The following is a 26,564-nucleotide window of genomic DNA, read 5'->3' as shown; positions in this document are numbered from 1 at the left end:
CACCAACGCAAGCCACCCCCACCTAACCTCCCCCTGTCCAGGGGGAGGGACGGTCTTGATGTTGGCGCCGGCAATCCCGCCCAGCACTCGATCAATCCCTCCCCCTCCTGCAGGGGGAGGCTAAGTGGGGGTAACTCGACCACCACTCCACAATACTGGACCCCATCATGTCTTTTTCCCTCGTTACCACCTGGACGCCTGCCACCGACAGCGAACCGCTGGGCTATGGCATCGAGCTGACCAATAATGGCGATACGCCGATCAGCAATTTTCAGCTCGGTTTTTCCGGTCCCGCCCGTATCGATCCGCATGCGACCCTGGAAAACGGCAAGCTTTTGAAGCGCCTCTCCAATCACACCCTGATCGCTCCGCCCGATGGCTATGTGCTCGAGCCCGGCGCCACCTGGACCTCGACGGCACGGGGCCTGTCCTACGGTCTGCGCCATTGGAGCGATGGCGCCAATTCGGCCTATCTGGTGCTTGAAGGCGGCGAGATTGTCGCCATTCCGACCGCGCCGACCCAAGGCAAGGGTCACAACTCGCCGCTCCTCAAGGGCGCGATGAAGTTTCCCGTGCCCGCCAAGGCACCCTCACCGTTCTCCATCATCCCCTGGCCCAAGCATGTCGCCGCCACCGGCAATCGCATCGCGCCGCCGGGCTATGATCTGAAGCCCGAGGGCGATCTGGCCACTCGCGCCGCAAAAGCCTTTGCCGACCTCACCGCCGAATTGTTCCCGGTAGAAGCCATCGTCCGCCCCGCCGCTGAAGCGGGCATGCCTGTTCATATCGTTGAAAAACCCGGCCTCGGTGCCGAGGCCTATGAAATCGCCTTTGCCGACAACAGCGCCACGGTGTCCGCAACCACGCGTCAGGGCATGTTCTATGGCCTGGTGACCCTGGGCCACATACTGCGTGGCGCCAAACAGCACCCGGCGACCTTCAGCTTCCCCACCCAAGGCACCATCGCCGATGAACCCGGCTTTGCCTTCCGTGGCGGCCATCTCGATGTGGCCCGTCAGTTCTATACCGCCGCCGAAGTCAGCCGCCTTATCCGCCTCATGGCCTGGAACAAGATGAACAAGTTCCATTGGCACCTGACCGAGGACGAAGCCTGGCGGCTGGAAATCGACGCCTATCCGGCGCTCACCGAAATCGCCGCCTGGCGCGGCCACGGCAAGGCGCTGCCGCCGCTGCTCGGCTCCGGCCCGCAGCCGACCGGCGGTTACTATTCCAAAAAGACCGTGCGCGAGATTGTCGCTGTGGCCGATGACCTGGCCATGGATGTCATCCCCGAGATCGACATGCCAGGCCATTTCTACGCCGCTCTGCAGGCCCTGCCAGAACTGCGCGATCCCAATGAACAGGGCGAATACCAGTCCGTTCAGGGCTTCCCCAATAACAGTCTCAACCCCGCGCACGAGCCGGTCTACACCTTCGTTGAAACCGTGATCGACGAAGTGCTTGAACTCTTCCCCGCCGGCGTCTTCCATCTCGGCGCCGACGAAGTGCCGCTGGCCGCCTGGTCCGGCTCGCCGCTGGCGCTCGACATGATCGAAAAGCTGGCCGGTCCCGCCATGCGCAAGAAGCACGAGGCTCAGTTCAACCAGCTCGGCAACCACCACGGCGCCGACGAGATCGAGGGCTCGCCCACAGCGATCCTGCAGGCCGAGTTCATCAAGCGCGTGCACAACTACATCGCCTCCAAGGGCGCCATCACCGGCGGTTGGGAAGAGGCGGCCCATGGCGATGCGGTGGCCAAGGACAAGTCCTATGTCATCGGCTGGCGCAATGTGGAGATTAACGCCGAACTGGCCGAACGCGGCTACGATATCGTCGTTTCGCCGGGCCAGCGCTATTATCTCGACATGGCCAATGGCGTGAGCTGGGCCGAACCGGGCGCCGGCTGGGCCGGCTGGTCCGGTCCGCAGGAAACCTACGAATTCGAAGCCCGCGAGGGCTTCTCCGAGGAGGGCCTCAAACACCTCATCGGCGTCCAGAGCTGCATCTGGTCCGAGAGCATGACCGACCGCGCCATCTTCGACCGGCTGGTCTTCCCGCGCATCTCGGCCATTGCCGAAGCCGGCTGGACCCTGCCCGAGCGCAAGAGCTGGGACCGCTTCAAGTCCATGGTGGGCCTGATGCCGATCATGTATGGCCACTGGTCTGAGCAATAACGCCTGGCGCTGGGCCTTCCTCTCCCGATCACGGGGAGGGAGCCACGCCCGCGATGCCCTCCTTCCCCTTGAGGGGGAGGGGAGGCGAGGGGAGGGGAGGGGAGGATAGCGTCGCTCGAACCGACAGGGTCCGAAGCAGAGCTGGGGTGGGGTGATCTGCAAGCTCCACCATTCGAGCACGGCTCTCATGGCCCGGCCGTCTCAAATCCCACTGCTGGAGGGATTTGCCCTCCGGGACAAGGTCAAGCCCAGGGATCGTCCACCATCGGCCAGATATCCTTGCGCGCCTTGCGGTAGTCCGTCTCCGCAGGCCGATTGGGATAGGGCTTGCCGGCCGAGCAATAAACGATTTCCGAGGCGATCCTGGAGAACGAGTCGTAAAAGTGGTTGGTCGACTTGATCAGCAGGATTTTGCGCGATGTTGGGTCAATGCCCAGCGCCGAAAACAGGCTCGGATCAAAGCTCTGCGCCCGGGTCGAATTGAGGATCACGTCAATGCCCTCGAAATGCACGTGAGCCGCATCGCCAAAGGGCGCAAAGCTGTCACCGAATTTCATTTCGGCATTGAGGACCAGCCGTTTCACCGTCACCCGCGCGTCCACTGGTTGCCCGGTATGCGGCGCCGATTTGGCCCCGAAGCGCAGCGGAATGACCGCGCCTTCCCCCGCCGCAAAACAGATCTGCACCGCAATCGGGTCCCAGATCGTGCCAACAGCCACATCGGTCACGCCGCGGGCAATCATCTCGGCCAGGATGACGGTCGCATCGCCCGCTGTTCCGCCGCCGGGATTGTCCCACACATCGGCAATCACCACTGGGCCACGCGGCGCAGCCAGTGCCGTGTCCACGGCGGTCTTTTCGTCCACCTGGGCGACCATGAACGTGCCGCGCATGGCGTAAAGCTCACGTCCGAGCTTTTCGGCCAATGCCGCGCCCATGTCGGCCCGGTTGTCGGTAACAGCCACCAGCTTGGTGCCCATTTCGGGCACGTCGCCTGCCATGAATCCATGCACGACCGAGAGCGAAAGCAGGCCCGGTTCAGACTTTTCCAGCCCCAGCAAAGAATCGACAAAGCCACGCATGGGCTGTTTGGATGTCGGAAAGACGTCGATCATGCGGCAATCGAAGACGCTCATCACCGGCTTGATTTCTTTTTTGAGCGTCCGCACCGCAATGTCCCAGAGATCGCGCGCGCGCTCGACGAAATCGGTATGCGGGAACTCCTTGAAATAGACAAAGAAGTCAGCCGCTTCTGCCCGCTTGGCGGTCAGATGGCTATGCGGGTCAAGCTCGGCGCAGACCAGCACATCGGGGCCCACAATGGCGCGGATGCGCGCCAGCAGATCGCCCTCGGGGTCGTCATAGCCCTGGGCCACCATGGCGCCATGCAGCCCCAGTACCACGCCATCCACTGGCATGGCGGCGTGCAACTGGCCGATGATTTCGTCGCGCAATTCCTCATAGGTCGCCTGGGCCACAAGGCCGGCAGGGTCCGCCCAGCTTGCCGTGCCCTCGATCAGCGTCCATCCTTCCCGCGCGCAGACTTCGCGGCCCACCGTGATCGGCGCAGTACACAGCGTCGGGGTCGGTGGGTGCTGGCCCGGCTTGGCATGCAGCGATGCCTCGAAGGCGCGCTTGTCGATGGCAATTGGGGAGAACGTATTGGTCTCGGTGGCCAGGGCTGCGGTGAAAAGGCGCAAGGGAAGCTCGTGAGATGAGGATGGCGTCAATGCTGAAGAGGCTATGCAGCCAAGCTACACCATGCGGCGAAACGATTCACGTAAGAAATTTACATTTCTTGTCCTGCCTCTCGCATCTTCCTGCTGAATATGGCTATAAAACTGGTATCAAGCGAAACTGAGTTTCAAAAACGCACGGAAAGGACATTCCCATGCCGATCAAACGCTATGGTGCAGACAAATCCGGCGCCGGTGGACAGAACCTGCCCTTCGCCCGCGCCGTCGAGGCCGGTGGCTGGCTCTATGTCTCGGGCCAGGTTGCCATGAAGGATGGCGAGATTGTCGGCACCGGCATCATCGAACAGACCCACCTGACGATTAAGAACGTCATCGCCATTCTCGAAGAGGCTGGCTACGGGCTCGAACATGTGGTGCGGTGCGGCGTCTGGCTCGATGATCCGCGCGACTTCTGGAGCTTCAACGCCGTCTATAAATCCTATTTCGGCGAACATCCCCCCGCCCGCGCCTGCGTGCAGTCCACCATGATGGTCGACTGCAAGGTCGAGATCGACTGCGTGGCCTATAAGGAGCCGTGAAAGCACTTGCTTGATGGGATGCCCCTCCCGCTTCCCCCCGAGAAGGGGAAGAGTGGGCTTTATCGTAGGGCGCGATTGCGCCGCGCGGGTGGAGAAGTCCCTCCCCCTATCAGGGGGAGGCTAGGTGGGGGTATCCCCATGGTAGGAAACACGAAATGACCCAGTCCCCCTTCCGTCTCGACGGCAAGACCGTTCTTGTAACCGGCGCCGGGGGCGGCATCGGCCGCACTCTGGTCGAAGCCTTCAATGCGGCCGGCGCCAGTGTCGTCGGTGCCGACCGTGAGGCTTCAATGCTCGCAGGCCTGCCGCTGACGCGCACCATCCTCTTCGATCAGGCCGATGCGACAGCGACCCGTGCCGCCATTGAGGCGGATATTGCCGCCCATGGCGTGGTGGACGCGGTCATTGCCAATGCCGGCTTCACCCGCGCCGAGCATCTTGGCCATCTCGATGACGAGGTCTGGGCCAGCGAGATGGCCATCAACCTCAATGGCGTCTATGCCCTGGTCGATCCGATCACCAATGCCATGGCCGCGCGCGGCGCGGGCAATGTGGTTCTCATTTCCTCGGTCAATGCCATCCAGCATTTCGGCAATCCGGCCTATTCGGCGGCCAAGGCGGGCCTCATTGCCTATGCCAAAGCGATCGCCGTCGAACGCGGTGGCGAGGGCGTGCGCGCCAATGTCGTGGCGCCCGGCTCCGTTCGCACACCCGCCTGGGATCACCGGCTGGCGGCCGATCCAGGGCTACTCGATAAGGTGCTGCCGCATTATCCGCTGGGCCGCATGGTGTCTCCACAGGAGGTCGCCAATGCCGCCCTGTTCCTGGCCTCCGACGCCGCTTCGGGCATCACCGGCGTGACCATCCCCGTCGATGCTGGCCTCACAGCCGGCAATCTGCGCTTTGTCAACGAAGTCCTGAGGGCGCAATGACCCACTATTCTGAACTCGACACTCCCGCTGTGCTCATCGATCTTGACCGGGCCGAGTCCAATTTGAAAAAGGCGCAGGACGCAGCCAACAAAGCCGGCATTGCCCTGCGTCCGCACATCAAAACCCACAAACTGCCATTCTTCGCCAAAAAGCAGGTCGAGCTGGGGGCAGTGGGCATCACCGTACAGAAACTGGGCGAGGCCGAAGTCATGGCCAACGCCGGTCTCACCGATCTGTTGTTGACCTTCAACATCATCGGCGCTGCCAAGCGTGCGCGGCTCAAGTCGTTGCACGAGCGCGTCACCATTCGCACCGTCGCCGACAGCGCTGACTGCGTTGCTGGCCTTGGTGAAACCTTCACCGATCCGGACCGTCCTCTGGGGGTGTTCGTGGAATGCGACACCGGCATGGGCCGCTGCGGCGTCCAGACCCCGGTCGCAGCGCTCGACCTTGCCCGCCAGATCAGCGCCACGCCAGGCCTCGTTTTTGCCGGGCTCATGACTTATCCGGCCGCCGGCAAGTATCAGGCGGCAGCGCAATGGCTGGCTGACGCCAAGCTCATCTTTCTTGAAGCTGAGGTCGAAGTCCCGGCCATCACCACCGGCGGTACCCCCGATATCTGGCACATGGACGAAGCCGCCTTTGCAGCGACCGAATATCGCCCCGGCACCTATATCTATATGGACCGCTCGCAAGTCGCCGCTGGCGCCGCGCGTTTCGAGGATTGCGCCCTGACCGTTTTGGCAACAGTCGTCTCCCGCCCCACCGAAGACCGCGCCATCATCGATGCCGGTTCGAAGGCATTGACCAGCGATCTCCTGGGCCTCGTCGGGCATGGCCATGTCATTGAATTTCCCGAGGCCAAGGTCACTGGGCTCAGCGAGGAGCACGGCACGCTCGATGTTTCCGCCTGCGCCACCAAACCCAATATTGGCGACCTGGTCCGCATCATCCCCAATCATTGCTGTCCGGTAACCAATCTCTTCGATCAGGTCCACCTGATCCGAGGCGATGTTCTGGTCGAGACCATGGCTGTCGCGGCGCGGGGCAGGGTGAGTTAGCCGTAGCTTGCACTGCGTTCGTGGCCATGAAACTCTTGCGGCAAAAAGAGGAGCACCCCATTGGCCGACCCGACAAATCGTATCGCTGTTTCCACCTGGTCGCTGCACCGGCTGCTGGGCACGACCTATCCGCATGATCTGACCACCGATACCGTCGGCGACATGCAGGAAACCTATGGGGAGGGCGAGGAATCGCTGCTCGGCCTGCCTTCGGTCCTGGCCAATCACGGCTATCACCGGCTTGAGATCGTCTCCTTCCACCTGCGCAGTCGTGATCCGGTCTATCTGGGCGAATTGCGCGACCAGCTCAACGTCTCGGGTGTGACGCTGCAGACCCTGCTGATTGATGCGGGCGACATGACGCATCCTGAACATGGCGCACGCGACACACGCTGGATCGCTGGCTGGGTCGATGTCGCCAATATGCTGGGTGCGGAAAACGCCCGTATCATCGCCGGCAAGCAAAAGCCAACCGCAGAGACCATGGCCCGCTCGGCTGCCAGCTTCAAGGAGCTGCTGGCCGCCAATGCCGGTTCGCCCCTGCGGCTCGTCACCGAAAACTGGTTCGACCTGCTCTCGACCCCTGAAGCGGTACACGAACTGCTCGATCGCCTGGAGGGCGAGGTCGGCCTTCTGGCCGATTTCGGCAACTGGACCGGGCCCGACAAATATGAAGGTCTCAAGTCCATCTTTCCGCGCGCCCAATTGTGCCACGCCAAGGCTGGCTTCGACGGCGGCAAGATGGATGAGGCCGATTACGGGCTGTGTGTGCAAGTGGCCGAAGAAGCCGGCTATGCCGGTCCCTACACCTTGATCTTCGACGCCGACCACCCAGGCGAATGGGCCGGATTGGCCGAAGAGCGGGATTTCATTCTCTCCCGGCTCGAATAAATTCGGCGTAGGCATGAAATGTGTCGCCAGCGAAGCCAGTTGTTAAGGTCCGCGCGTCGAATATGACGGCATGGTGACACCAAGTGCCAAATCCCAGGACGTGTTTGCCGCCGATGCCCTGCATTCGGCGCAAACTTTTATGCGTCTGCTCGACGCCGCGCCATTGGGCATGCTGGTCTCAAACCTTGACGGCATGGTGGTCTATGCCAATCCCGCCTTCAGCGAGTTGTTGGGGCATCGGCCCGAGCCGGGCCATATATTTCAGTTTGCAGATTTGGTTTCGGATGAAACCAATGCCATCACGCGCCTCCACTTCGAGCGCTTGCTGCGCGGCGAAGTGTCGGTCAGCCGTGGTGAGCACCAATTGCGTCACGTCGATGGCTACCCCGTCTGGGCCATGGTCGGGGCCACAATCCTTCCGGCTGAAGGCGAGACGCCGCCGCTCATTCTGGTTCAGATGAACTCCATCGAGTTGCAGAAGCGCGCCGAGGAGGCCCTGGCCGCCTCCGAAAGCCGCTGGAACTTCGCGCTGGAAAGCGCCCGCCAGGGGGTCTGGGACCACGATATCCGCACCGACACCATGTTCTACTCCCGCATGTGGCGCCTGATGCGCGGCATTCCGGCCGGTGAGGAGGTGGACGGCGATCAGGCAAAATGGCTCGAACGCGTTCATCCCGACGACCGTCCCCGGATCATGGCCAATGTGCATCGGCAGGACCTGGGCGAAAGCGATTTCGACACTTTGGAATATCGCGAGCGGACACGCGACGGCGATTATATCTGGATCCTCAGCCGGGGCCGCCCGGTGGAATGGGATGCCCAAGGTAACCCCACCCGAACCATCGGCACCGATACCGACATCACCCGCATAAAGAAGATGGAACAGGAACTGGCCGCCGAAAAGGAACGGCTGCGGATCACGCTGGAGGCGGTGGCCGACGGTATGATCTCTACTGACCTGGACGGCCGCATCATCTTCATGAATCCGGCTGCCGAGATGCTGACCGGCAGCAACGCCGCCACGACGGTTGGCCAAAGTGTCAGCGACATCTTCCATCTGCGCAGCGAACGCGGTGAAGAAAAACTGTCCTGTCCGGTGCTGGCCTGCCTCGCACAGGCGACCCAGATCCGTATTGATGACGACAGCGTGCTCTGCGCGCTTGACGGGCCCCGGCGCGACATCCGCGCGACTGCCTCCCCGGTCTTTGATGCCGCGGGGTCCCTCTCCGGCGCCGTATTGGTGTTTCAGGATGTCACCCAGAGCCGGGCCCTGCAACGCCAACTGGCCCATTCGGCGTCTCACGATGACCTCACCGGCCTGCCCAATCGGGCCAGCTTCGAGCGCGGCCTGTCAGCGGCTATCGTCAGCGCCCGCAATGGCCCGCGCCAGCATAGCTTGGTCTATCTCGATCTGGATCGCTTCAAGCCGGTCAACGATACGGCCGGCCACGCCGCCGGAGACGCTCTGCTCAAGCAGGTGGCGCAAACCATCCGAGGTGTTTGCCGCAGTCACGATCTGGCCGCCCGCATCGGTGGCGACGAATTTGCCATCATTCTTGAGGACTGTCCCATCGCCCACGGCCGGGCAGTCGCCGAAAAGATCGTGCGCGCCATCGGCGCATTGGCCTTTTCCTGGGCTGGCCGCGATTATTCCATCGGCGCCAGCGCCGGCGTGACCATCATCGGGGCTCGGTCCGCTTCACCATTGGGCTTCATGGGAGAGGCCGATGCGGCCTGCTACGCCGCCAAGGCCCAGGGCAGGGGCTGTGTCGTAGCCTACCCCGATATGGCAGCCAGCTAGCCGTAATAAACCGAAATCAATTGCCCGCCGATTTCGTGCACCTTGATGTCCATCTCGTAGATCTCGGAAAGCACCTCGGGCCGGATCATCTCCGGGCCGGCCCCCTGCGCGGCGACCTTTCCGTGCTTCATGGCGACGATATAGTCCGAATACCAAGAGGCGAAATTGATGTCGTGCAGCACCAGCACCACGGTCTTGCCCAGTTCGGACGCAGCCTGCCGCATCAGCTTCATCATGCCCATGGCATGCTTCATGTCGAGATTGTTGAGCGGCTCGTCGAGCAGCACATAATCGGTGTCCTGCGCCAGCACCATGGCGACAAAAGCCCGTTGCCGCTGGCCGCCGGAAAGCTCGTCGAGAAAGCGGTCCGCCAGCGCCCCCAGGTCGAGATAGGCAATGGCCCGATCGATCTGGTGGCGATCCTGGGCTGTCAATCGCCCCTTGGAATGGGGATAGCGGCCGAAGGCCACCAGATCGCGCACGGTGATGCGGGCTGAAACGTGATTGTCCTGCCGCAGGATCGAGAGGCGCCGGGCGAGAACATCGCTTGGTGTCCTGGTGACATCGAGCCCATCCACTGTCACTGTCCCCGCGCTCATGTCGAGCAGCCGGCTGACCATGGAGAGCAAGGTGGACTTGCCCGCCCCATTGGGCCCGATGATCGAGGTGACGCCGCCGGCGGGAATGTCGAGCGTGACATTGTCAACGACCAGCGCGTCGCCATAGGCGCGGGAGACCGCCTGGGTACGGATCATTTGCGGTTTCCTTTCAACAGCATGGCGATGAAAACGACGCCGCCCACGAACTCGATGATGATGGCCAGCGCCGAGTCAAAGCCGAATACCCGCTCCAGGATGACCTGGCCGCCAATCAGGGCGATGATGGCCAGCAGCACCGCGGCGGGCAGGATCAGGGCGTGTTTGTGACTGCGGATGAGCATATAGGCAAGGTTGGAAACCAGCAGCCCGAAGAAGGTCACCGGCCCGACCAGCGCCGTCGAGACAGAAACCAGTATGGCGATGATGATCAGGACCTGGGAGACCACGCTGCGATAGGCCACGCCAAGATTGATCGCATTGTCCCGGCCCAGATTGAGCACGTCGAGCGCCGGAAGCAACCGCCACACCCAGACCCCGGAGCCCAGGATGGCGAGCGTTGACACCATCAGCAGGCTTTTGTCGATGGTGTTGAAGCCAGCGAACATGACGTCCTGCAACACGGCGTAGTCATTGGGATTGATCAGGCGCTGCATCAGCCCGGCAAGGGAGCGGAACAACACGCCAAACACGATGCCGACCAGCACCAGCAGATAGAGATCCCGGGCCGCACGATTGAACAGCCAGCGGAACAGCAGGGTCGACAACCCCACCATGAGCACGGTTTCGAAGGCAAATTGCAGCTGGACGTTGAGCGTGGCGTAGGAGAGACCGCCCAAAAAGAAAATCTGCACCGTTCGGACCAGCCGGAACAGGGCATCGTAGCCCATGATCGCCGGGGTCAGGATGCGGTTGGCTGTTATGGTCTGGAACAGCACAGTCGCTACGGCAATGGCGCCGCCCACCATGGCGATGCCCCAGACTTTCGTCCCCCGGAACGGCAGGACGAAGCCCCAGCTGCCCTTGGCGCCGATCACCATGAACGCGGTAATCAATACGGCGGCCAGGGCGGTCAGAATGATCAGCACCTGCCGTGGCGCAAGGCCGGGTGACGTGGATCGCTCAGGCATCGGCTGGGCGCCTCCGCAACAGCAGATACAGGAACAGCGCCGAACCGATGACCCCAAAGACCGTGCCGATGGGAATCTCGTAGGGGAAACGGATCACGCGGCCGATGATGTCGCAGATCAAAACGAAGCCGGCGCCAAGCAGCACGATCCAGGGAATGGCCCGCCGCGCATTGTCGCCCACGGCCATGGCGACCAGATTGGGCACGATCAGCCCAAGAAACGGAATGGTGCCGACTGAAACCACAACGGTCGCGGTGACCATGGCGACGATGGAAAGCCCGAGCGTGAGGACGCGACGGTAATTGAGGCCCAGATTGGTGGTGAAATCCTGCCCCAGGCCAGCCACCGTAAACCGGTCGGCAGCATACCAGGCGATGCCAACCAGCAGCGCGCCGATCCAGAGCAATTCATAGCGGCCGCGCAGCACGGCCGAGAAATCCCCTAGTTGCCAGGTGCCCAAGGTCTGCAACAGGTCCAGGCGATAGGCAAAGAAGTCCGTGACCGAGGCAATCACGCCGCCCAGCATGATGCCGACCAAGGGTACCATCAGCGTCGAGCGCAGGGGGATGCGGCGCAAGATCTGCATGAACAGGGCGGTTCCGAGCAGCGCCGTCACCGTAGCGGCGAGCATTTTGGCGAGCAGCGGACTGGCGGGCCAAAGGATGGTGATGAGCAAAATGCCAAAGATGGCGCTTTCCACCGTCCCGGCAGTTCCCGGTTCGACAAAGCGGTTGCGCGCCAGCATCTGCATGAGCAACCCGGCGACAGCCAGGGCAGAGCCGGAGAGGATCAGCGCCAGGGTGCGCGGGATGCGGCTGATCAGCAGCACCTGCATCGGCCGGTCTTCCGGCGATGACGAGAACAGGCTCATCGGTGTGACGTCGCTGACACCGATGAACAGGCTGACAATAGCCAGCAATAGAACGGCGAGAACGCCAATGATCAGCTTGGGCATGGGGCCGGTGCCTGCAGACGCGAAAGCCCCCGCCCGCCAGGGCAGGGGCAAGACATTGAGCTCGGGCGGTTAGTCGCTGAGCGCTTCGGTGACCTGGTCGGCCATGATGCCGAACGAGATCAGGCCGCCATTGACGATGTAGGCGCGGACCGGATCGATATAGACCACATCGCCATTTTGCCAGGCAGTGGTCTCTCCAACCAGTTCGTTGTCGAGAATGGCAGCGGCAGCGCCCTGGCCTGTGGCGGCGTCGCGATCGATTACGAAAAGCAGGTCGGGATTGGTTTCGAGGATAAACTCGAAGGAGATGGAATCGCCGTGGGTGGCCGCTTCGACGTCTTCGATGACCGGGGTGACGCCGAGGGTTTCATGGATAAATCCGAACCGCGAACCGGGGCCGTAAGCGGTCACTTCGGCACCGCTGGTAAGGACCACCAAACCCTTGCCGGCATCTGCCGCTGCAGCCCGGCTGGCCTCGACCTTGGCTTCGGTCTCGGCGATCAGCGCCGCAACCTCGGCTTCCTTGTCAAAGATCTCGCCAATGATTTCTGCATTGGCCTTGATCGAGCCGTAAAAGTTCGTCCACTCGTTGGACAGATCGACCGTGGGTGCCAGATTGGCAAGTTCCGGATAAGCCGTGGAGGAGCGGCCCGCGACAATGATCAGGTCGGGTTCCAGCGCAGCCAGCGCCTCGTAGTCAGGCTCAAACAGCGAGCCGACCTTGGCATAATCATCGCTGGCATATTTTTCGAGATGAGCTGGCAGGTTCGAGCCGGGCAGGCCAGCAATATTAACGCCGATCGCTTCAAGCGTTTCGATGGCCGCAAAGTCGAAGCTGACGACTTTCTGCGGCACGCCGGGCAGGGTGGTTTCGCCCTGGGCGTGAGTCACGGTGAACTCCTGCGCCAGTGCGGGCGTGGCGAGGGCAACGAGACCGGCGAGAAGCGCGGTGGCGGTACGGCTGAAGGTCATCTCGGTACTTCCGATGTGAAATGGTTAACGCTCTGCGCAAACTTGACTGCGCTGGTCCACTTCAATATCGGCGAGTTTGGAGAGTGTCAAAACAAAGCTGATGTTTTTTATCAGGAAATTTTGTCACGCGGAGGGAAGATAGGTCTCGGCAGCCAGCGAGACGAAACTCTTCATGGCGGCCGATAGCGGGCTCGACTTGCGCCGGGCAACCAGCAATTTGCGCATCGCCCAGGGTTCGGACAAGGGTGCGCAGACCAGGTCCGTGCCGGCCAGCAGATGCAGGCTGGTCGAGCGCAGAAAGCCGATTCCGAAGCCGGCCTCCACCATGCGCACCAGCGCCGGAAAGCTCTCGACGCGCAACGCTTCTTTCAACGGATGCCCCAGCTTCTCGGCCGCTTCGCTGAGCAGCCTGTCGAGCGAACCGGCATGATGAATACCCACGATCGAATGCGGCACCACCGTGTCGAAACTGACCGACTTGCGCGGCTCTATGCTGGCGGCCAATTCATGTTCGGGCGGCACCAGAACCCACACCCGTTCATCCTCGAAAGGCCGGATTTCAAAGCGCGAGAAATCGTAATTGTCCGAAACGATGGCGATGTCGGCCTGTCCCTCATCGAGAGACAGCAGCGCCTTGGCCGCGCCCATTTCGGATATGGCGATCTCGATACCGGGATATTTGGCGGCAAACTTGGCCAAGAGTTCGGGCAGCCGTCCGGTCAGCGCCGAACTGGTGCAGGCAAGCCTCAGGCTGCCGCGTTGCCCGGAACTGAAATCATCCATGATCGCATCGAGATCGGCGATGGAGCGCAGCACCGTGCGGCATCCCCCGGCATAGGCTTCGCCCGCTTTGGTGAGCTTGACGCCATGGGCCGAGCGGTCGAACAGCACCACGCCCAACCGGCCTTCAAGATCGGATACCCGCCGGCTGACGGCCGAGGAGGCGATACCCTCCCGCTCTGCTGCGCGGCCGATTGAGCCCGTCTCGGCCAAAAGCAATATCAGGCGCGCGGTTACGCTATCGAATGGTGCCATGTCGTCTCCCGCAGGCACCATAGCGATTACGAACCGACGAGCAACAAAATGCCGCGTGCCAGATAGAATATGCCCAGCATAGTCAAGATCCATCGGGTCCAGCGCCGGAACCCGGCATCGGAAAGCTTCTGCAGGATATGATAGCCCAGATGGGTGCCCGCGATGGCAAAGGGCGCCGCAATGGCCACCAGCATCCAGTCGCCCAACGCCATGGCAGCGGTGGTGGCGCCATAGAAGACCACCTTCGCCCCATGCGAAATCACCTGCATGCAAGCCTTGGTGGCGATGATCTTGCGCCGGTCCATTTGGGTGCGGATGAAGAAGATGTCGATGCTGGGGCCGGCCACTCCGACCGCCAAATTCAGTCCGCCACTGATAAAGCCGCAGAAGAAGCCATGCACAGGCCGGCTGGCATCCAGTTGCAGCCAGCTTTTGGGCAGCCAGACCAATATGGGCATCAGGCCGACCGCGATGCAGACGGTGGCCAGGTCTGGCTGGTAGCGCAACAGGAACAACAGCAGCGTTGCGAGACAGATTCCGGCGACCATCGTGGCAATGATGCGCCAGTCGATGAACTCGCGGGAGAACCAGGCGCGCGATCCATTCGCCACGATCTGGATCGCCCCCTGCAGTGCAATCGCCGTCGCGACCGGCAGCACGGTCAACAACCCGGCCAGCAGCAGCATGCCGCCGGCCATGCCGAAGACGCCGGAGATCGTCGAGGTGATGAAAACGACGCCGACCACTATGGCCGAGATCATGGGTGTCATGGCGCTTGTCCCTTGCCTCGCTCATGCACCCTGCAGCGCCACTCTTGCCAGCCCCGCAATGGGCATGGGGTCATGCCATAGTCATCAAAGCTGGCATCTACTTGCGTTTTTTGCGCAAATTGCATCTTGAATGGAAGACGCAATGCGCTTTTTATAGGCAGGCGAGTTTTTTTGATTTGCCCGATTGCCGGTCGACGGACCTCCCGCCTTTCCCTTTTGGGCCCCACCTAACTGACGTCTGGATACTTCCTTGATTACCCTCAAGGCTGGCCGCGAGCGTTCGCGCGGCGATGCTCGGGACCATGTTGCAGCAGCCCATGCCGGCAAGGGCATGGCGCCATTGACGCGCATTACCCTGTTTTCCCTCCGCCACCCGTTTCAGGCGAGCCTGGCGGTCGGCGCCACCATTATTGCGGCCATATTGCAGCTGACCATTCCGCGGCTCCTGGGCCAGGCCATCGACCAGGCGAACAACGTCCTCACCGTCGCCGGTGCTGGCACACAGGAGGCTTTGGTCTGGACCGCGCTGACCCTGCTGGCCGCCTCCGTGGCGCGGGGCCTGTTCACACTGGTGCAGAACTACTTTGCTGAAAGCGTCGGCCACCATGTTGGCTACGAACTGCGACTGGCCTTTTACGACAAGGTCCAGCGCCTCTCTTACTCCTATCACGACCGGATGCACTCGGGCGATCTGATCACCATCGGCCTGCTCGATCTGGACGGGCTGCGCATGTTCTTCTCCACAGGCCTGGTCCGCACCATCCTGCTGGTGGTGCTGATTGGTGTTGGCGCCTGGATGCTGATCTCGACCGATATCGTGTTGGGTCTTCTGGCCCTGAGCTTTGTGCCCTTTGTGGCCTGGCGCTCCTCAGTGGCCCAACTTACTCTGCGCGCTACCTGGCTGATCCTGCAGCAAAAGCTCGCGGTCCTGACCCGTGTCATGGAAGAAAATCTCGGCGGCATTCGCGTCGTCCGCGCTTTCTCGGGTCAGAAGCACGAGCTGGGCAAGTTCGATACGGCCTCAAAGGACGCGCTCGAACTGGCATATCGCCGTGTCCAGGTGCGCGTCAAGAACACCTCGATGATGACCTTTTCCTTCTTCGCCGCCATGGGCCTGGTGCTCTGGGTGGGCGGCAACAAGGTCATTGCCGAGGAGATGAGCGTGGGCACGCTGGCCAGCTTTCTCACCTTCATGACCATTTTGCAGATGCCGGTGCGCCAGCTTGGCCTGATGGTCAATTCCTATGCCCGCGCCTCCACCTGCGGCGAGCGCTTCTATGCCTTCCTCGATGCGCCCGTGGAAATCGAGGACAAGCCCGAAGCCACCCCGCTCAAGGTCAGCAATGGCGTGCTGCGCTTCGAGGATGTTCATTTCACCTATCCTGGCTCCACCGTGCCGACCCTCAATGGCGTCAGCTTCGAGGCAAAGGCCGGCCAGACGGTTGGTATCGTCGGCGCCCCGGGCAGCGGCAAATCCACGCTCGCCCACCTCATTCCGCGCTTTTACGACATCACCTCGGGCCGCATCACCATCGACGACCAGGATGTGCGTGACGCCACCCTGCAAAGCCTCCGCCGCTCTGTCGCCGTGGTGCAGCAGGATACGTTCCTGTTCACGACCACCATTGAGAACAACATCGCCTATGGCGATCCCTGGGCCAAGGAACGCAAGATCGAGCGCGCTGCCGAGAGTGCCCAATTGCACAATTACATTATGGGCCTGCCCGCCGACTATGACACCGTGGTGGGCGAACGCGGCGTTTCGCTCTCCGGTGGTCAGCGCCAGCGCCTCTCCATTGCGCGCTCGCTCGTGCTCAAGCCCGCCGTCATGGTGTTCGACGATTCGACCGCCGCCATCGACGCCGGCACCGAGCATCGCATCCGAAGCGCCATCCGCCGCTTCGCCAGCGACCGGATCACCATGATCATCGCCCATCGTCTGTCCTCGCTGATGCATGCCGACCTGATCCTGTTCCTCGAAGACGGCAGGATCGTCGAGCGCGGCACCCATGAAGAGCTGCTCGCGCAAGGCGGACGCTATCGCGCGCTCTACGATTTGCAGACGCGACCCACCGACGATTTGGAGGCAGCCCAATGAGCGTCGTTGATGACGAAAGCGAAGTCGCCGCCTTCCCCGGCCAGCGTCCGCCCCGCGCCTCGGTGGGCAGCCACCGCATCGAGGAAGAGGTTTTCGGCAAGGCCTATGACCCCAAGACGGTCCGGCGCATCTGGGCCTATGTGAAGCCCTACCGCCTCAAGATTTATCTCGCCGTCGCGGCGGTGCTGATCTTTACCGGCACCCAACTGGCCATTCCGCTCATCATCGGCAATGCCATCGACACCGCGCTGGTCGCTGGCGGCGATGCGAACAATCTGCTTTGGGCTGTGGGCGCCTTTGCCATCGCGGTACTGTTCAATTTCGGCGCCTCCTGGGTGCAGGAGACTCAGGTCGGGCAGGTCGCCGAAAACGTGCTGTTCGACATGCGTCGGGCCATGTTTGCCCAGCTCCAGCGCGTTTCGCTGAGCTACATGGACAAGACCGAAGTCGGCCGCCTGATGAGCCGTCTCCAGGGCGATGTCAGTGCGATGCAGGAGTTCCTTGAGACCTCCGTCATTTCGGTAGGCGACATCGTCCTGCTCTTCGGCATCATCATTGTCCTGGTGAGCCTCGATCCCTGGCTGGGGCTGGTGACCCTCATCACCATGCCAGTGCTGTTCATCATCCGCATCTTCTGGCTGCCGCCCGCAAAACGCGCCTTCTGGGCCGCGCACGAAACCAATTCATTGACCGCCGGGGCCATGGCCGAAGGTATCAATGGCGTGCGCACAGTGCAGAACCTGGATCGCCAGAAGGTCAATTTCGACCTCTATGACGACAAGGCCTATCAGAACCTGCGCACCCAGCTCACCGGCTCCAAATTCGCCCAGGTCATGGTGCCCATCGTCGACACGCTCACCGGCATTTCCATGGCCACGGTTGTCGTCGTGGGCGGCGCCATGGTGCTCAATGGCGCGCTGCAGGTGGGCGTCGTCGTGGCGTTCCTGTTTTATGTGCAGCGCTTCTTCGACCCGATCCGCTCACTCACCATGCAATATTCCATCATGCAGCGCGCCATGACCTCGGGCCGCCGCATCACCGAAGTGCTCGACCTGCCCACGGTGATCGAGGACAAGCCGGACGCCAAGGTGTTGACCGGCGAGATGGATGGCTCGGTCGAGTTCAGGAACGTCGTTTTCGGCTACGATCCGAAGCGACCGGTGCTCAAGAACGTGTCCTTCAAGGTCAATCCCGGCGAGACCGTCGCGGTCATCGGCCCCACCGGCTCAGGCAAGACATCGGCAATGGCGTTGGTTCACCGCTTCTATGAAGTCCAGGACGGCGCGGTCATCGTCGGCGGTCACGATGTGCGCGATGTTACCCAGGAGAGCCTGGGTGAACAGGTGGCCATGGTGCTCCAGGAGCCATTCCTGTTCACCGGCACCATCTTTGAGAACATCCGCTACAACAAGGTTTCGGCCACGCGCGAGGACGTCATCGCCGCCGCCAAGGCCGTGGGGGCCCATGAGTTCATCGATCGGTTCGCCAATGGCTATGACACCATGCTCGAGCAGCGCGGCTCCAACCTCTCGCTCGGCCAGCGCCAGCTCCTGAGCTTTGCCCGCGCCCTGGTGGCCGATGCCAAGATCCTGGTGCTCGACGAAGCCACCGCCAATATCGATAGCTATACCGAGCGGCAGATCCAGAAGGCGCTGGAAATCCTGCTCAAGGGCCGCACCGGCATGGTCATCGCCCACCGCCTGGCCACCATTCGCGGCGCCGACCGCATCATCGTGCTGCAAAATGGCGAGAAGATCGAAGAGGGCAATCACGACCAGCTCATGGAGCTGGGCGGGCTCTATTCGAAGCTCTACAACATGAATTACGCCAGCTTCGATGACATCCCCGATGAAATGGTCACCGGGGTCAATGCGAAGGAAGCGAGCACTTAGAGCGCATCAGATCTGATCGGAATCATCGGTCCTACGCCTCCCTCCCCCTTGAGGGGAGGGATCGAGGGTGGGGGTGGTCCTGTGCGTCACCGATGGATCCCGATGCGTCAGCGCTCCGCTTAGCTACTCCACCCCGAGCTCCGGATAGATCAGCGCCGAGCACTGCCGGTTATTGGCATCGAGCTTGGCCTGATCCTCGGCCGACACCAGCCCGCTGAACACCGGCTCCCAGAGATCATCCCGCTTCACGCCCTCCAGCCCGCATTGGCAATAGATGGCGCAAAGCGCCGCCGTGGTGCCGCTTTCCTCGCAGCTCACCTGGCAGGAATTGAGAAACTCCATGTCCCGACTGGCCTCCTGCGTCCCCATGACAAAGGAGAGCGGCATGATCACCGCCAGTAGCAGCGGCTGATGCACGAGATAGATCACCAGGCTCCATCGCCCCATCCAGCCAAGCACCCGCGCCGGCACATTGCGGGGCCGGATCGCCGCCAACCGCCGCTCGACGACACCACCCCGCACCAGCCGCATGGCCAGTACGCCCAGAAGCACCACCCCGAACCAGGGAAACACCGGCACCAGATCATTGGTCGGCGGCGGCACCACCCAGAACCCGATCCAGGAAAAGACCTTCTGATTGTAAAGCGGATCGGCAAAGCCGAAATGCAGCCCGATCACTGCGGCCGCCACGAGTCCCACGAGCCAGAGCGGGGTGAACAGGAAGGGCAAGGCGAGAAGACTGGTCAGCGCAATGGCGTGCAGCACCCCGAAATAAACAAAGCTGTCGGGAAAGGCGAACCAGGTGCCGATGGTGATCAACGCTGCGCCGCCCAGCACAAACAACCAGCGGCGCCAGAAGCTGCGCCAGCGCACGCCATCTCCATGCCCCAGCACCAGGCCGACACCGACCAGAAACATGAAGGCAAACAGGATCGTGCGCGCAAATGCCACCCAGCCGGGGTCGAAGCCGACATCGACGGGGATGAAGCGATAGAAGGAGAGGTCCCAGAAGAAGTGGTAAATCACCATCGCGATGATCGCGACGCCGCGGGCGATGTCGATGACCGGCAGGCGGGGGCGTTTCACAGTGAAGGTATCGCTCAACTCATCCCCCTCACCGACCTGCGCTTCGCTTCGGCCACCTCCCCCCGAGAGGGAGAGGAAACAGCATCGTGTACGCTCTTGTTCTTCTCCCTCTCGGGGAGAAGGTGGCGCGCAGCGCCGGATGAGGGGGCTTCGAGCCGATCCAAAGGGCAGGTTGCTCCAGTAGAGCAATTTGAGGGGAGAAGGCCATGAGGGCTGCGCCCGAATGGCAAGCGCGTGGCCCAACTCATACTATCCCCCAAAGCCCCTAACGACCGCCAGAAACTCGTCCCCATACCGGTCCAGCTTCCCCTGACCCACACCGGGCAGGTTCAAGAGATCATGCGGGTGTTTGGGCTGTGCCAGCGCCATGGCTTTCAGCGTCGCGTCATGGAAGATTACATAAGGCGGCACGCCCTGCGCCTTGGCCAGCCGCAACCGTTCCTCGCGCAGCGCCTCGAAGAGCGGCTTGGCATGTTCGGGCACATCCACCGACCGTGCCAGCGAGCGGCGCACCTCGACCGACTTCTTCGGCCGGTCCTTGCGCAGGATCACATTGCGTTCGCGCTTGAATACCGCATGGGCTGCTTCGCTCAGCGTCAGCGCGCCGTGATTGGCGTGGTCAACCACGATCAGGCCCATGGCCGTCAATTGCCGCACCACCGATTGCCAGGCCCGCGCATCCAGTTCCTTGCCCTGCCCGAACACCTTCTGATGCTGATGGCCAAAGCGGGTAACCTTCTCGGTCTCCTTGCCCATCAGCACATCGATGATATGAGCCGCGCCAAAGCGCATGCCGGTGCGGTAGATGGCAGCCATCGCCTTGATGGCGGCGTCCGTGCCGTCCCAGCTTTCCACCGGCGAACGGCAGGTATCGCAATTGCCGCAAGGCTGCGGATAGGTTTCACCAAAATGCGCGAGAATAGCTTGCCGCCGGCACGAGGCGGTTTCGCAAACGCCGAGCAAAGCATTGAGCTTGCCATGCTCGACGCGCTTCACCTCATCGGGTGCATTGCCCTCATCGATCATGCGGCGGCGCTGCACCACATCGGCCATGCCATAGCTCATCCAGGCATCGGCCGGTTGGCCGTCGCGCCCGGCGCGGCCGGTTTCCTGATAGTAGGCCTCTATCGAAGCCGGCAAATCCATATGCGCCACATAGCGCACATCGGGTTTGTCGATTCCCATGCCGAAGGCCACCGTGGCGACCAGGCACAGCCCTTCGTCCTTCAAGAACGCGTCCTGGTTGGCCGAGCGCAATTCGGCACTCATCCCGGCATGATAGGGCAGGGCGCGGATGCCCTTATTGCTCAGCCAGTCGGCGATGTCCTCGACCTTGGCCCGGCTCAGGCAATAGACGATGCCGCTCGAACCCTTGTGTCCACCAAGGAATTCCAGCAGCTGCTCGCGCGGCTTTTCCCGCTCGACGATTGAATAGGATATGTTCGGACGGTCGAAACTGGTGGTGAACACCTCGGCCTGTTCCAGCCCCAGGCGCTCGATAATGTCTTCGCGCGTTGTCGGGTCGGCGGTGGCGGTCAGCGCAATGCGCGGCACCCCGGGGAACAACTCCACCAGGTGGATCAACTCGCGATATTCGGGCCGGAAATCATGCCCCCACTGGCTTACGCAATGGGCCTCATCAATGGCAAACAGCGCGATCTGCGTATCGGCCAGCATATTGGCGAAACCTGGCGTCGCCACGCGTTCGGGCGCCACATAAAGCAGATCGAGTTCGCCCCTTCGCAATTGCCGCCGGACCTCGGCGCTCTCTTCGGCACTAAGCGAGGAGTTGAGCGCCGCGGCCGCCACCCCGGCCTGCTTCAGCGCCTCCACCTGATCACGCATCAACGCGATCAGCGGCGAGATGACTATACCGACCCCAGAACGGCAGATGGCCGGGATCTGGTAGCACATGGACTTGCCGGCGCCGGTGGGAAACAACACCACCGCATCGCCGCCGTCTGCCACATGCTCGATCACATCGGCCTGCTGCCCGCGAAACGCCTTGTGCCCGAAGATGTCGCGCAGCACCGCGAGCGGGCTGGGCCGCTCGTGGCGATGGGGCGAGAACAGGTCGAGCGACTCAAGGGCTTCCACAGCCCTTTTGAATCATGGCCGGATTCCCGAGGCAACCGGCGCCGCCGGTTTAACCCCCGATGATCTCCCCGCCATTGGGGTGCAGTACCTGTCCGGTCATGTAGGAACTCTCGTCGCACGCCAGGAACAGATGGCTGGTGGCCACTTCATTGGGTTGTCCCGGGCGCCCCAAGGGTTCGTTGGCGCCGAATTGAGCGACCTTGTCGGCCGGGAAGCTGGCCGGGATCAACGGCGTCCAGATCGGTCCAGGCGCCACCCCGTTCACACGGATGCCCTTCTTGGCAAGGCTTCCCGAAAGCGACCGGGTGAAGGCCACGATGGCGCCCTTGGTCGAGGCGTAGTCCATCAGGCTGGGTGAGCCGCGATAGGCAGTGATCGACGTCGTGTTGACGATCGAGGCGCCTTCGCGAAGATAGGGCAGGGCGGCCTGTGTCATGAACATGTAGCCGAAGAAATTGGTCTCGAAGGTCCGGCGCATCTGCTGTTCGGAAATATCTTCGAGCGCGGTCTCCATGTGCTGCTCGGCCGCATTGTTGACCAGCACATCGAGCTTGCCGAAATTCTCGATGACCTGACCGACCACCGTTTCGCAGAAGGCCTTGTCGCCGACATCACCGCGCAGCAGCAGCGCTTCCTTGCCCTCGGCCTTCACCGCGTCGGCAGTGATCGTCGCGTCCTCGGTTTCCTCCAGGTAGACCAGCGCAACCTGTGCCCCTTCACGGGCGAACAGCACCGCGCAGGCGCGGCCGATGCCGCTATCACCCCCGGTGATGATCGCGACCTTGTCCCTGAGCCGCCCATTGCCGGGAAACTTGGGCATATAGTCAGGCTTGGGGTGCATCTCGGTTTCCCGCCCCGGCTGATGATCCTGCATCTGGGGCGGGTTGGTGTTCTGGTTCGATTCTTCGGACATCAGCGGCCTCCTAGTGGTGCGCGCGGTCTTCGTTTCTCTTGCGGGTTTCTGCGGCCTTCTTGGCCGATGCGGATCGCTCCGCGGCGGGGCGGTTGGCAGACGCCTCGCCACCCTTCTTGCCGCCCTTGTGCGCGGCGGGATTGTCAGTGTGCGTGCCGCGGCCCGAGCCGGACTTGTTGCCGCCCCCGTCATCCTTGTTGACGGTGGCCCAAGCCCGCCGCTCCGCTTCCTTGTGGGAGACGCCGCGCTCTTCGTAGCCTTCTTCGATATGCTCGGCTTTGCGCTTTTGCTTGTCGGTATAGGCGCTCTTGTCACCTTGGGGCATGGTGGCCTCCTGCATTGTGTGTTGGCCGGTGCGGGCGGGACAAGGGCCTGCGTCAATGGGGGGGAATGACTGATGTGGGAAACCGGAAAAACCACACCAAAAGCCCTATGCCGCCGTGTCCGGTTGACGCGCACCGGCCTGCCCTGACAACGAGGGAGCCTGGAACCGGTTGCGGCCATGCTGATCACAAATCGGGCTGCGCCTTCGCCATGGGCCGGCTCAGAAAGCGCGACCCGGCCAGTACGAAACGCCAAGGCGTCTCGGCGCCTTTGGTGATGCCAATGCGCGGACCGGTGGCTATCGAGTGCATCGCATCGCGGGCCCCAAGCGCAAATGGCGGCGCGTCCAGCGCCAACCCGTCATGCCTTAGGTCAATCCCCAGCGCCTGCGCCAACTTGCCTGGCCCAGAGCACAATTGTCGATCCGCCAATCCACCGCGCCGCGCCCGCATGGTGTCGAGACCCGCCAACGGCTCGAGCGCCCGGATCAGGATGGCGCTGCCGGGTTGGCAGACGAAATTGAGGCAATAGTGAATGCCGTAGATCTTGTAGACATAGGCATGCCCCGGCGGCCCGAACATCACCCGGTTGCGCGGCGTCGGGCCGCGAAAACTGTGTGACGCCGGATCGGTTGGGTCATAGGCTTCCACCTCGACAATGCGCCCGCCAACGCCCTCGAACAGCATGCTGGCGCCGATCAAGTCTCGGGCTACCGCCACAACCGGCCGGTCGAAGAAGCTTTTTTCCAGCATGGCCGACATTTGGCCGGAATTTCCATCAATTGCAGACGCTCTGTTTGGAGAACTCGAATGCGTCAAAACTTCCTCCTCGCACTGCTTGCCCTGCTCTGGCCGCTGCTCGCAGCTCTGCCAGTTGCGGCCAATACGATCTGCACGCTGGTCGCCGACCCGGTCAGTCGCACCGTGCTGCTCGCCGAAGGCGATTGCCAGACCCGCGTCACCCCGGCCTCGACCTTCAAGCTGCCCCTTGCCGTCATGGCCTTTGAAGCGGGCATAGTGAAATCGGCCACCGAACCCCGGCTGCCCTTCAAACAGGGCTATGCCGATTGGATCAAGTCCTGGCGCCAGGACACCGACCCCACCATGTGGATCCATAATTCCAACGTCTGGTATTCTCAAAGGATCACCGAGCAGTTGGGGATCGAGCAGCTCACCGCTTTCGCTCGCAGTTTTGGCTACGGCAACGCTGACTTCGCTGGCGATCCCGGTCGCGATAACGGCCTCGAGCGGTCCTGGATTTCCTCCTCATTGCAGATTTCGCCGCTGGAACAGGCGGGCTTCCTGGCTGCGCTCCTCCAGCGGCAATTGCCGGTTTCCAACGACGCCATAGATGGTGCCCTAAGCTTGCTCGAAAGCCCGCGCGCCGCCGAAGGCTGGAATATCTGGGGCAAGACGGGGTCGGCCTATCCCCGACGCGCGGACTACAGCTTCGACTACGCGCGTGGCTGGGGCTGGTATGTGGGCTGGGCCGAAAAGGAGGAGAGGCGCGTGGTGTTCGCCCGGCTCAATCAGGACGACCAGCGTCACGAGATCACTGGTGGTCTGCGGGCGCGCGACGGACTGATCGCCGAGTGGCCAGGCATAGCGGCGCGGGCCGGCCTCTGAAACTGGAGCGGATTGTCGAACGCAGCCTTCGTCAGTATCGGCTATCTCACTTGGCACCGGGCCACTACATATCGGGCAAGATAATTTCCAGGGAGGTCGAGATGATCGACACATCCGTACAGACCAATGTCCGCTCAAAACCTGTCCTGCCGCTCAGCACGACGCTCGGGCCGGTCCACATCGCCGTCACCGAGCGGCAAAAAGCGCTGGCCATCTGGCAGGATGTCGTTGGGCTCGACCTCATCTCCGAAAACGGCAACGCTCTGTCCATGGGCGCGGGCGGCAAGACGTTGATCGTGCTTGAAACCGGCGCCACCCGCCCGGTGACCCCCCGCACTATCGGCCTTTACCATGTCGCCATCCACGTGCCCACGCGAGCTGATCTGGCACAGATGGCGGTGCGCGCCTTGCAGCGCAATGTCCGCATTTCGCCGACCGACCATCTGGTCTCCGAAGCCATCTACCTTTGGGATCTGGACGGCAACGGCATCGAGATCACCTTCGAAACCCCCTGGCGCGGCACTCTGGGCGATCCTGACGAGGGGCAAACCTATGCGGTCACCACCGAGGGAAAACCCCATTCGGGCCGCGATCCCATCGATCTCGATGGCCTCCTGGCCGAACTCGGTGAGAACCCGGTCTTGGCGTCACGCATGCCGGCGGGCACCCGCATCGGCCATGTCCATGTGCACGTGAACGACCTCAACGTGGCCATGGAATTTTATCGCGACGTGCTCGGCTTTGCCGGGTTCCTCCTGATCCAGTCCTTTGGCATGGGCGATGTGGGGCTCGACTACATGCCCCACACTCTGGCCTTCAATGTCTGGTCCGGGCCCAATGCCGGCCTGCCCCCGGCCGGCAGCGCGGGCCTGCGCTGGTTCACCATTGTGCTGCCCGACGCCGAGAGCCTGGCGGCCCTCAAGGAGCGGTTGGAGCAAGCAGGGGCACCGCTCGACGTCATCGGCAACGATGTCGAAACCCGCGACCCCTCCGGCAATCGCATTCGGCTCGAACTGGCGGCCTGATCCTGAGGGCGCGCAATGCCAAAGCGTCCCCGGACTTGACCCGGGGGTGCTGCCCCTGCGATCCAAGGCCAGGGTGATGTGTCACCCCAAAAGACCACAGGAGCGCCGCATGCAATCTTATCAGGACGTCATCGATTTCTGGTTCGTCGAACACGGGCGGGACGATTGGTTCGGCGGCAAGCCGGAATTCGACGCGGCCCTGGCGGATCGCTTCGCCGATCTCCATCCCCAGGTCGCGCGGGGCGAGGCCTGGGCCTGGCGCGAAACCCCCGAAGGGCGCCTCGCCGAGATCGTGGTGCTCGATCAGTTCTCCCGTCAGCTTCATCGCGGCAGCGCCGAAGCGTTCGCGCAGGACAAGATGGCACTTGTCCTGGCACAGGAAGCCATCTCCGGTGGCCATGACGTGGCCGTGCCGCATGACTGGGCCTATTTCATCTACATGCCATTCATGCACGCTGAATCCCTGGTCATGCAGGACGAGGGCGTTCGGCTGTTCGAAAACTTCGGCAACGAAGATGCGCTCGACTACATGGTCAAGCACCGCGAGACCATCGCCCGCTTCGGCCGCTTTCCTTTCCGCAACAAGGCGCTGGGGCGGGACAGCACGGCCGAGGAACTGGCCTATATGGACCAACAGGGCGACCGGGTTTTCTAACCCTCGGCAGGGTGCAACGCATCCGAATGCCTTGCGTTGGTCTTTCTAAAGGAGAGACCTCATGGATTTCGTCACCGGACCCGCCCTATGGCTGATTGTCTTGACTGTCGGCGTCATCGTACTTGGTGGCGCCATGGCCTATGGCATGCGCCGCAATCGAGACCGTACCCCTTCCGAGAAGGTCGCTACCGAGGTGGAAACCAGGCGCGGCTACGAAGAGCAGGACAAGAACCCCCCGGATTGAGAAAGGGGCGCCG

General features: G+C 62.3%; 24 protein-coding genes. 12 read left to right on the top strand and 12 right to left on the bottom strand.

What is annotated here, in order from left to right; all coding sequences use genetic code 11:
* Positions 1 to 167 precede the first annotated feature (167 nt).
* The gene (locus ACE4RL_RS00360; protein WP_375598571.1) at positions 168 to 2,174 is read left to right on the top strand and encodes a beta-N-acetylhexosaminidase; all 2,007 of its coding nucleotides are present in this window, start codon (positions 168 to 170) and stop codon (positions 2,172 to 2,174) included.
* A 242-nt stretch (positions 2,175 to 2,416) separates the two neighbouring features.
* Here ACE4RL_RS00360 and ACE4RL_RS00355 read toward each other — a convergent pair whose 3' ends face one another.
* Positions 2,417 to 3,874: a M81 family metallopeptidase gene (locus ACE4RL_RS00355; protein ID WP_375598570.1), complete on the bottom strand. Its 1,458-nt coding sequence runs from the start codon at positions 3,872 to 3,874 to the stop codon at positions 2,417 to 2,419.
* 191 nt (positions 3,875 to 4,065) lie between these two features.
* Between ACE4RL_RS00355 and ACE4RL_RS00350 the strand changes: the two genes are divergently transcribed.
* From ACE4RL_RS00350 to ACE4RL_RS00330, 5 genes are all read left to right on the top strand, one after another.
* Complete coding sequence (locus ACE4RL_RS00350) at positions 4,066 to 4,449, top strand: RidA family protein (RefSeq protein WP_375598569.1); 384 nt, start codon at positions 4,066 to 4,068, stop codon at positions 4,447 to 4,449.
* A gap of 155 nt (positions 4,450 to 4,604) precedes the next feature.
* Positions 4,605 to 5,381, top strand: coding sequence for an SDR family oxidoreductase (locus ACE4RL_RS00345; RefSeq protein ID WP_375598568.1), 777 nt, complete (start codon positions 4,605 to 4,607; stop codon positions 5,379 to 5,381).
* Positions 5,378 to 6,442 (top strand): D-TA family PLP-dependent enzyme, encoded by a 1,065-nt coding sequence (locus tag ACE4RL_RS00340; RefSeq protein ID WP_375598567.1) that lies wholly within the window; start codon positions 5,378 to 5,380, stop codon positions 6,440 to 6,442. The genes ACE4RL_RS00345 and ACE4RL_RS00340 overlap by 4 nt, the downstream gene beginning before the upstream one ends.
* A gap of 60 nt (positions 6,443 to 6,502) precedes the next feature.
* A complete protein-coding gene (locus ACE4RL_RS00335; RefSeq protein ID WP_375598566.1) occupies positions 6,503 to 7,333 on the top strand; it encodes a sugar phosphate isomerase/epimerase family protein in 831 nt (276 codons plus the stop codon).
* A 70-nt stretch (positions 7,334 to 7,403) separates the two neighbouring features.
* Positions 7,404 to 9,134, top strand: a complete 1,731-nt coding sequence (locus tag ACE4RL_RS00330) for a diguanylate cyclase domain-containing protein (RefSeq protein WP_375598565.1) — start codon at positions 7,404 to 7,406, stop codon at positions 9,132 to 9,134.
* On the opposite strand, the gene ACE4RL_RS00325 is transcribed toward ACE4RL_RS00330, so the two are convergent.
* From ACE4RL_RS00325 to ACE4RL_RS00300, 6 genes are all read right to left on the bottom strand, one after another.
* Positions 9,131 to 9,889, bottom strand: coding sequence for an ABC transporter ATP-binding protein (locus tag ACE4RL_RS00325; RefSeq protein ID WP_375598564.1), 759 nt, complete (start codon positions 9,887 to 9,889; stop codon positions 9,131 to 9,133). The two genes, ACE4RL_RS00330 and ACE4RL_RS00325, sit on opposite strands and share 4 nt — an antisense overlap.
* Positions 9,886 to 10,860 (bottom strand): iron chelate uptake ABC transporter family permease subunit, encoded by a 975-nt coding sequence (locus ACE4RL_RS00320; RefSeq protein WP_375598563.1) that lies wholly within the window; start codon positions 10,858 to 10,860, stop codon positions 9,886 to 9,888. Before ACE4RL_RS00320 ends, ACE4RL_RS00325 begins: the two co-directional genes overlap by 4 nt.
* Positions 10,853 to 11,815, bottom strand: a complete 963-nt coding sequence (locus tag ACE4RL_RS00315; RefSeq protein WP_375598562.1) for an ABC transporter permease — start codon at positions 11,813 to 11,815, stop codon at positions 10,853 to 10,855. Before ACE4RL_RS00315 ends, ACE4RL_RS00320 begins: the two co-directional genes overlap by 8 nt.
* A 69-nt stretch (positions 11,816 to 11,884) precedes the next feature.
* Positions 11,885 to 12,787, bottom strand: a complete 903-nt coding sequence (locus tag ACE4RL_RS00310) for a siderophore ABC transporter substrate-binding protein (RefSeq protein ID WP_375598561.1) — start codon at positions 12,785 to 12,787, stop codon at positions 11,885 to 11,887.
* A gap of 123 nt (positions 12,788 to 12,910) precedes the next feature.
* Entirely contained in the window at positions 12,911 to 13,822 is a 912-nt protein-coding gene (locus tag ACE4RL_RS00305; protein ID WP_375598560.1) for a LysR family transcriptional regulator, read from the bottom strand.
* A gap of 26 nt (positions 13,823 to 13,848) precedes the next feature.
* On the bottom strand, positions 13,849 to 14,592 hold the full coding sequence (locus ACE4RL_RS00300; RefSeq protein ID WP_375598559.1) for a TSUP family transporter: 744 nt from the start codon (positions 14,590 to 14,592) through the stop codon (positions 13,849 to 13,851).
* A 331-nt stretch (positions 14,593 to 14,923) separates the two neighbouring features.
* Here ACE4RL_RS00300 and ACE4RL_RS00295 point away from each other — a divergent pair, with 331 nt between their 5' ends.
* Positions 14,924 to 16,690, top strand: a complete 1,767-nt coding sequence (locus ACE4RL_RS00295) for an ABC transporter ATP-binding protein (protein WP_375600200.1) — start codon at positions 14,924 to 14,926, stop codon at positions 16,688 to 16,690.
* Positions 16,687 to 18,582: an ABC transporter ATP-binding protein gene (locus ACE4RL_RS00290; protein ID WP_375598558.1), complete on the top strand. Its 1,896-nt coding sequence runs from the start codon at positions 16,687 to 16,689 to the stop codon at positions 18,580 to 18,582. Before ACE4RL_RS00295 ends, ACE4RL_RS00290 begins: the two co-directional genes overlap by 4 nt.
* A gap of 123 nt (positions 18,583 to 18,705) precedes the next feature.
* Here the strand turns inward: ACE4RL_RS00290 and ACE4RL_RS00285 are convergent, their stop codons facing one another.
* From ACE4RL_RS00285 to ACE4RL_RS00265, 5 genes are all read right to left on the bottom strand, one after another.
* Complete coding sequence (locus ACE4RL_RS00285; RefSeq protein WP_375598557.1) at positions 18,706 to 19,686, bottom strand: DUF1624 domain-containing protein; 981 nt, start codon at positions 19,684 to 19,686, stop codon at positions 18,706 to 18,708.
* Between the two features lie 231 nt (positions 19,687 to 19,917).
* Entirely contained in the window at positions 19,918 to 21,765 is a 1,848-nt protein-coding gene (gene recQ / locus ACE4RL_RS00280) for a DNA helicase RecQ (protein WP_375598556.1), read from the bottom strand.
* A gap of 49 nt (positions 21,766 to 21,814) precedes the next feature.
* On the bottom strand, positions 21,815 to 22,678 hold the full coding sequence (locus tag ACE4RL_RS00275) for an SDR family oxidoreductase (protein WP_375598555.1): 864 nt from the start codon (positions 22,676 to 22,678) through the stop codon (positions 21,815 to 21,817).
* A gap of 10 nt (positions 22,679 to 22,688) precedes the next feature.
* Positions 22,689 to 23,003, bottom strand: a complete 315-nt coding sequence (locus tag ACE4RL_RS00270) for a plasmid stabilization protein (RefSeq protein WP_375598554.1) — start codon at positions 23,001 to 23,003, stop codon at positions 22,689 to 22,691.
* Positions 23,004 to 23,187: 184 nt separating this feature from the next.
* A complete protein-coding gene (locus ACE4RL_RS00265) occupies positions 23,188 to 23,763 on the bottom strand; it encodes a DNA-3-methyladenine glycosylase (RefSeq protein ID WP_375598553.1) in 576 nt (191 codons plus the stop codon).
* 48 nt (positions 23,764 to 23,811) lie between these two features.
* Between ACE4RL_RS00265 and blaOXA the strand changes: the two genes are divergently transcribed.
* The 4 genes from blaOXA to ACE4RL_RS00245 all read left to right on the top strand — a co-directional run bounded on the left by blaOXA (position 23,812) and on the right by ACE4RL_RS00245 (position 26,551).
* A complete protein-coding gene (gene blaOXA, locus ACE4RL_RS00260; RefSeq protein ID WP_375598552.1) occupies positions 23,812 to 24,627 on the top strand; it encodes a class D beta-lactamase in 816 nt (271 codons plus the stop codon).
* A gap of 101 nt (positions 24,628 to 24,728) precedes the next feature.
* A complete protein-coding gene (locus tag ACE4RL_RS00255; protein ID WP_375598551.1) occupies positions 24,729 to 25,652 on the top strand; it encodes a VOC family protein in 924 nt (307 codons plus the stop codon).
* A gap of 109 nt (positions 25,653 to 25,761) precedes the next feature.
* Positions 25,762 to 26,307 (top strand): DUF924 family protein, encoded by a 546-nt coding sequence (locus tag ACE4RL_RS00250; RefSeq protein ID WP_375598550.1) that lies wholly within the window; start codon positions 25,762 to 25,764, stop codon positions 26,305 to 26,307.
* Positions 26,308 to 26,368: 61 nt separating this feature from the next.
* Entirely contained in the window at positions 26,369 to 26,551 is a 183-nt protein-coding gene (locus tag ACE4RL_RS00245) for a hypothetical protein (RefSeq protein WP_375598549.1), read from the top strand.
* Positions 26,552 to 26,564: the final 13 nt, after the last annotated feature.

It is taken from the genome of Devosia polycyclovorans (assembly GCF_042181575.1).
GTDB classification, from domain to species: Bacteria; Pseudomonadota; Alphaproteobacteria; order Rhizobiales; family Devosiaceae; genus Devosia; species Devosia polycyclovorans.
This window is presented reverse-complemented; position numbering and strand designations above follow the sequence as displayed.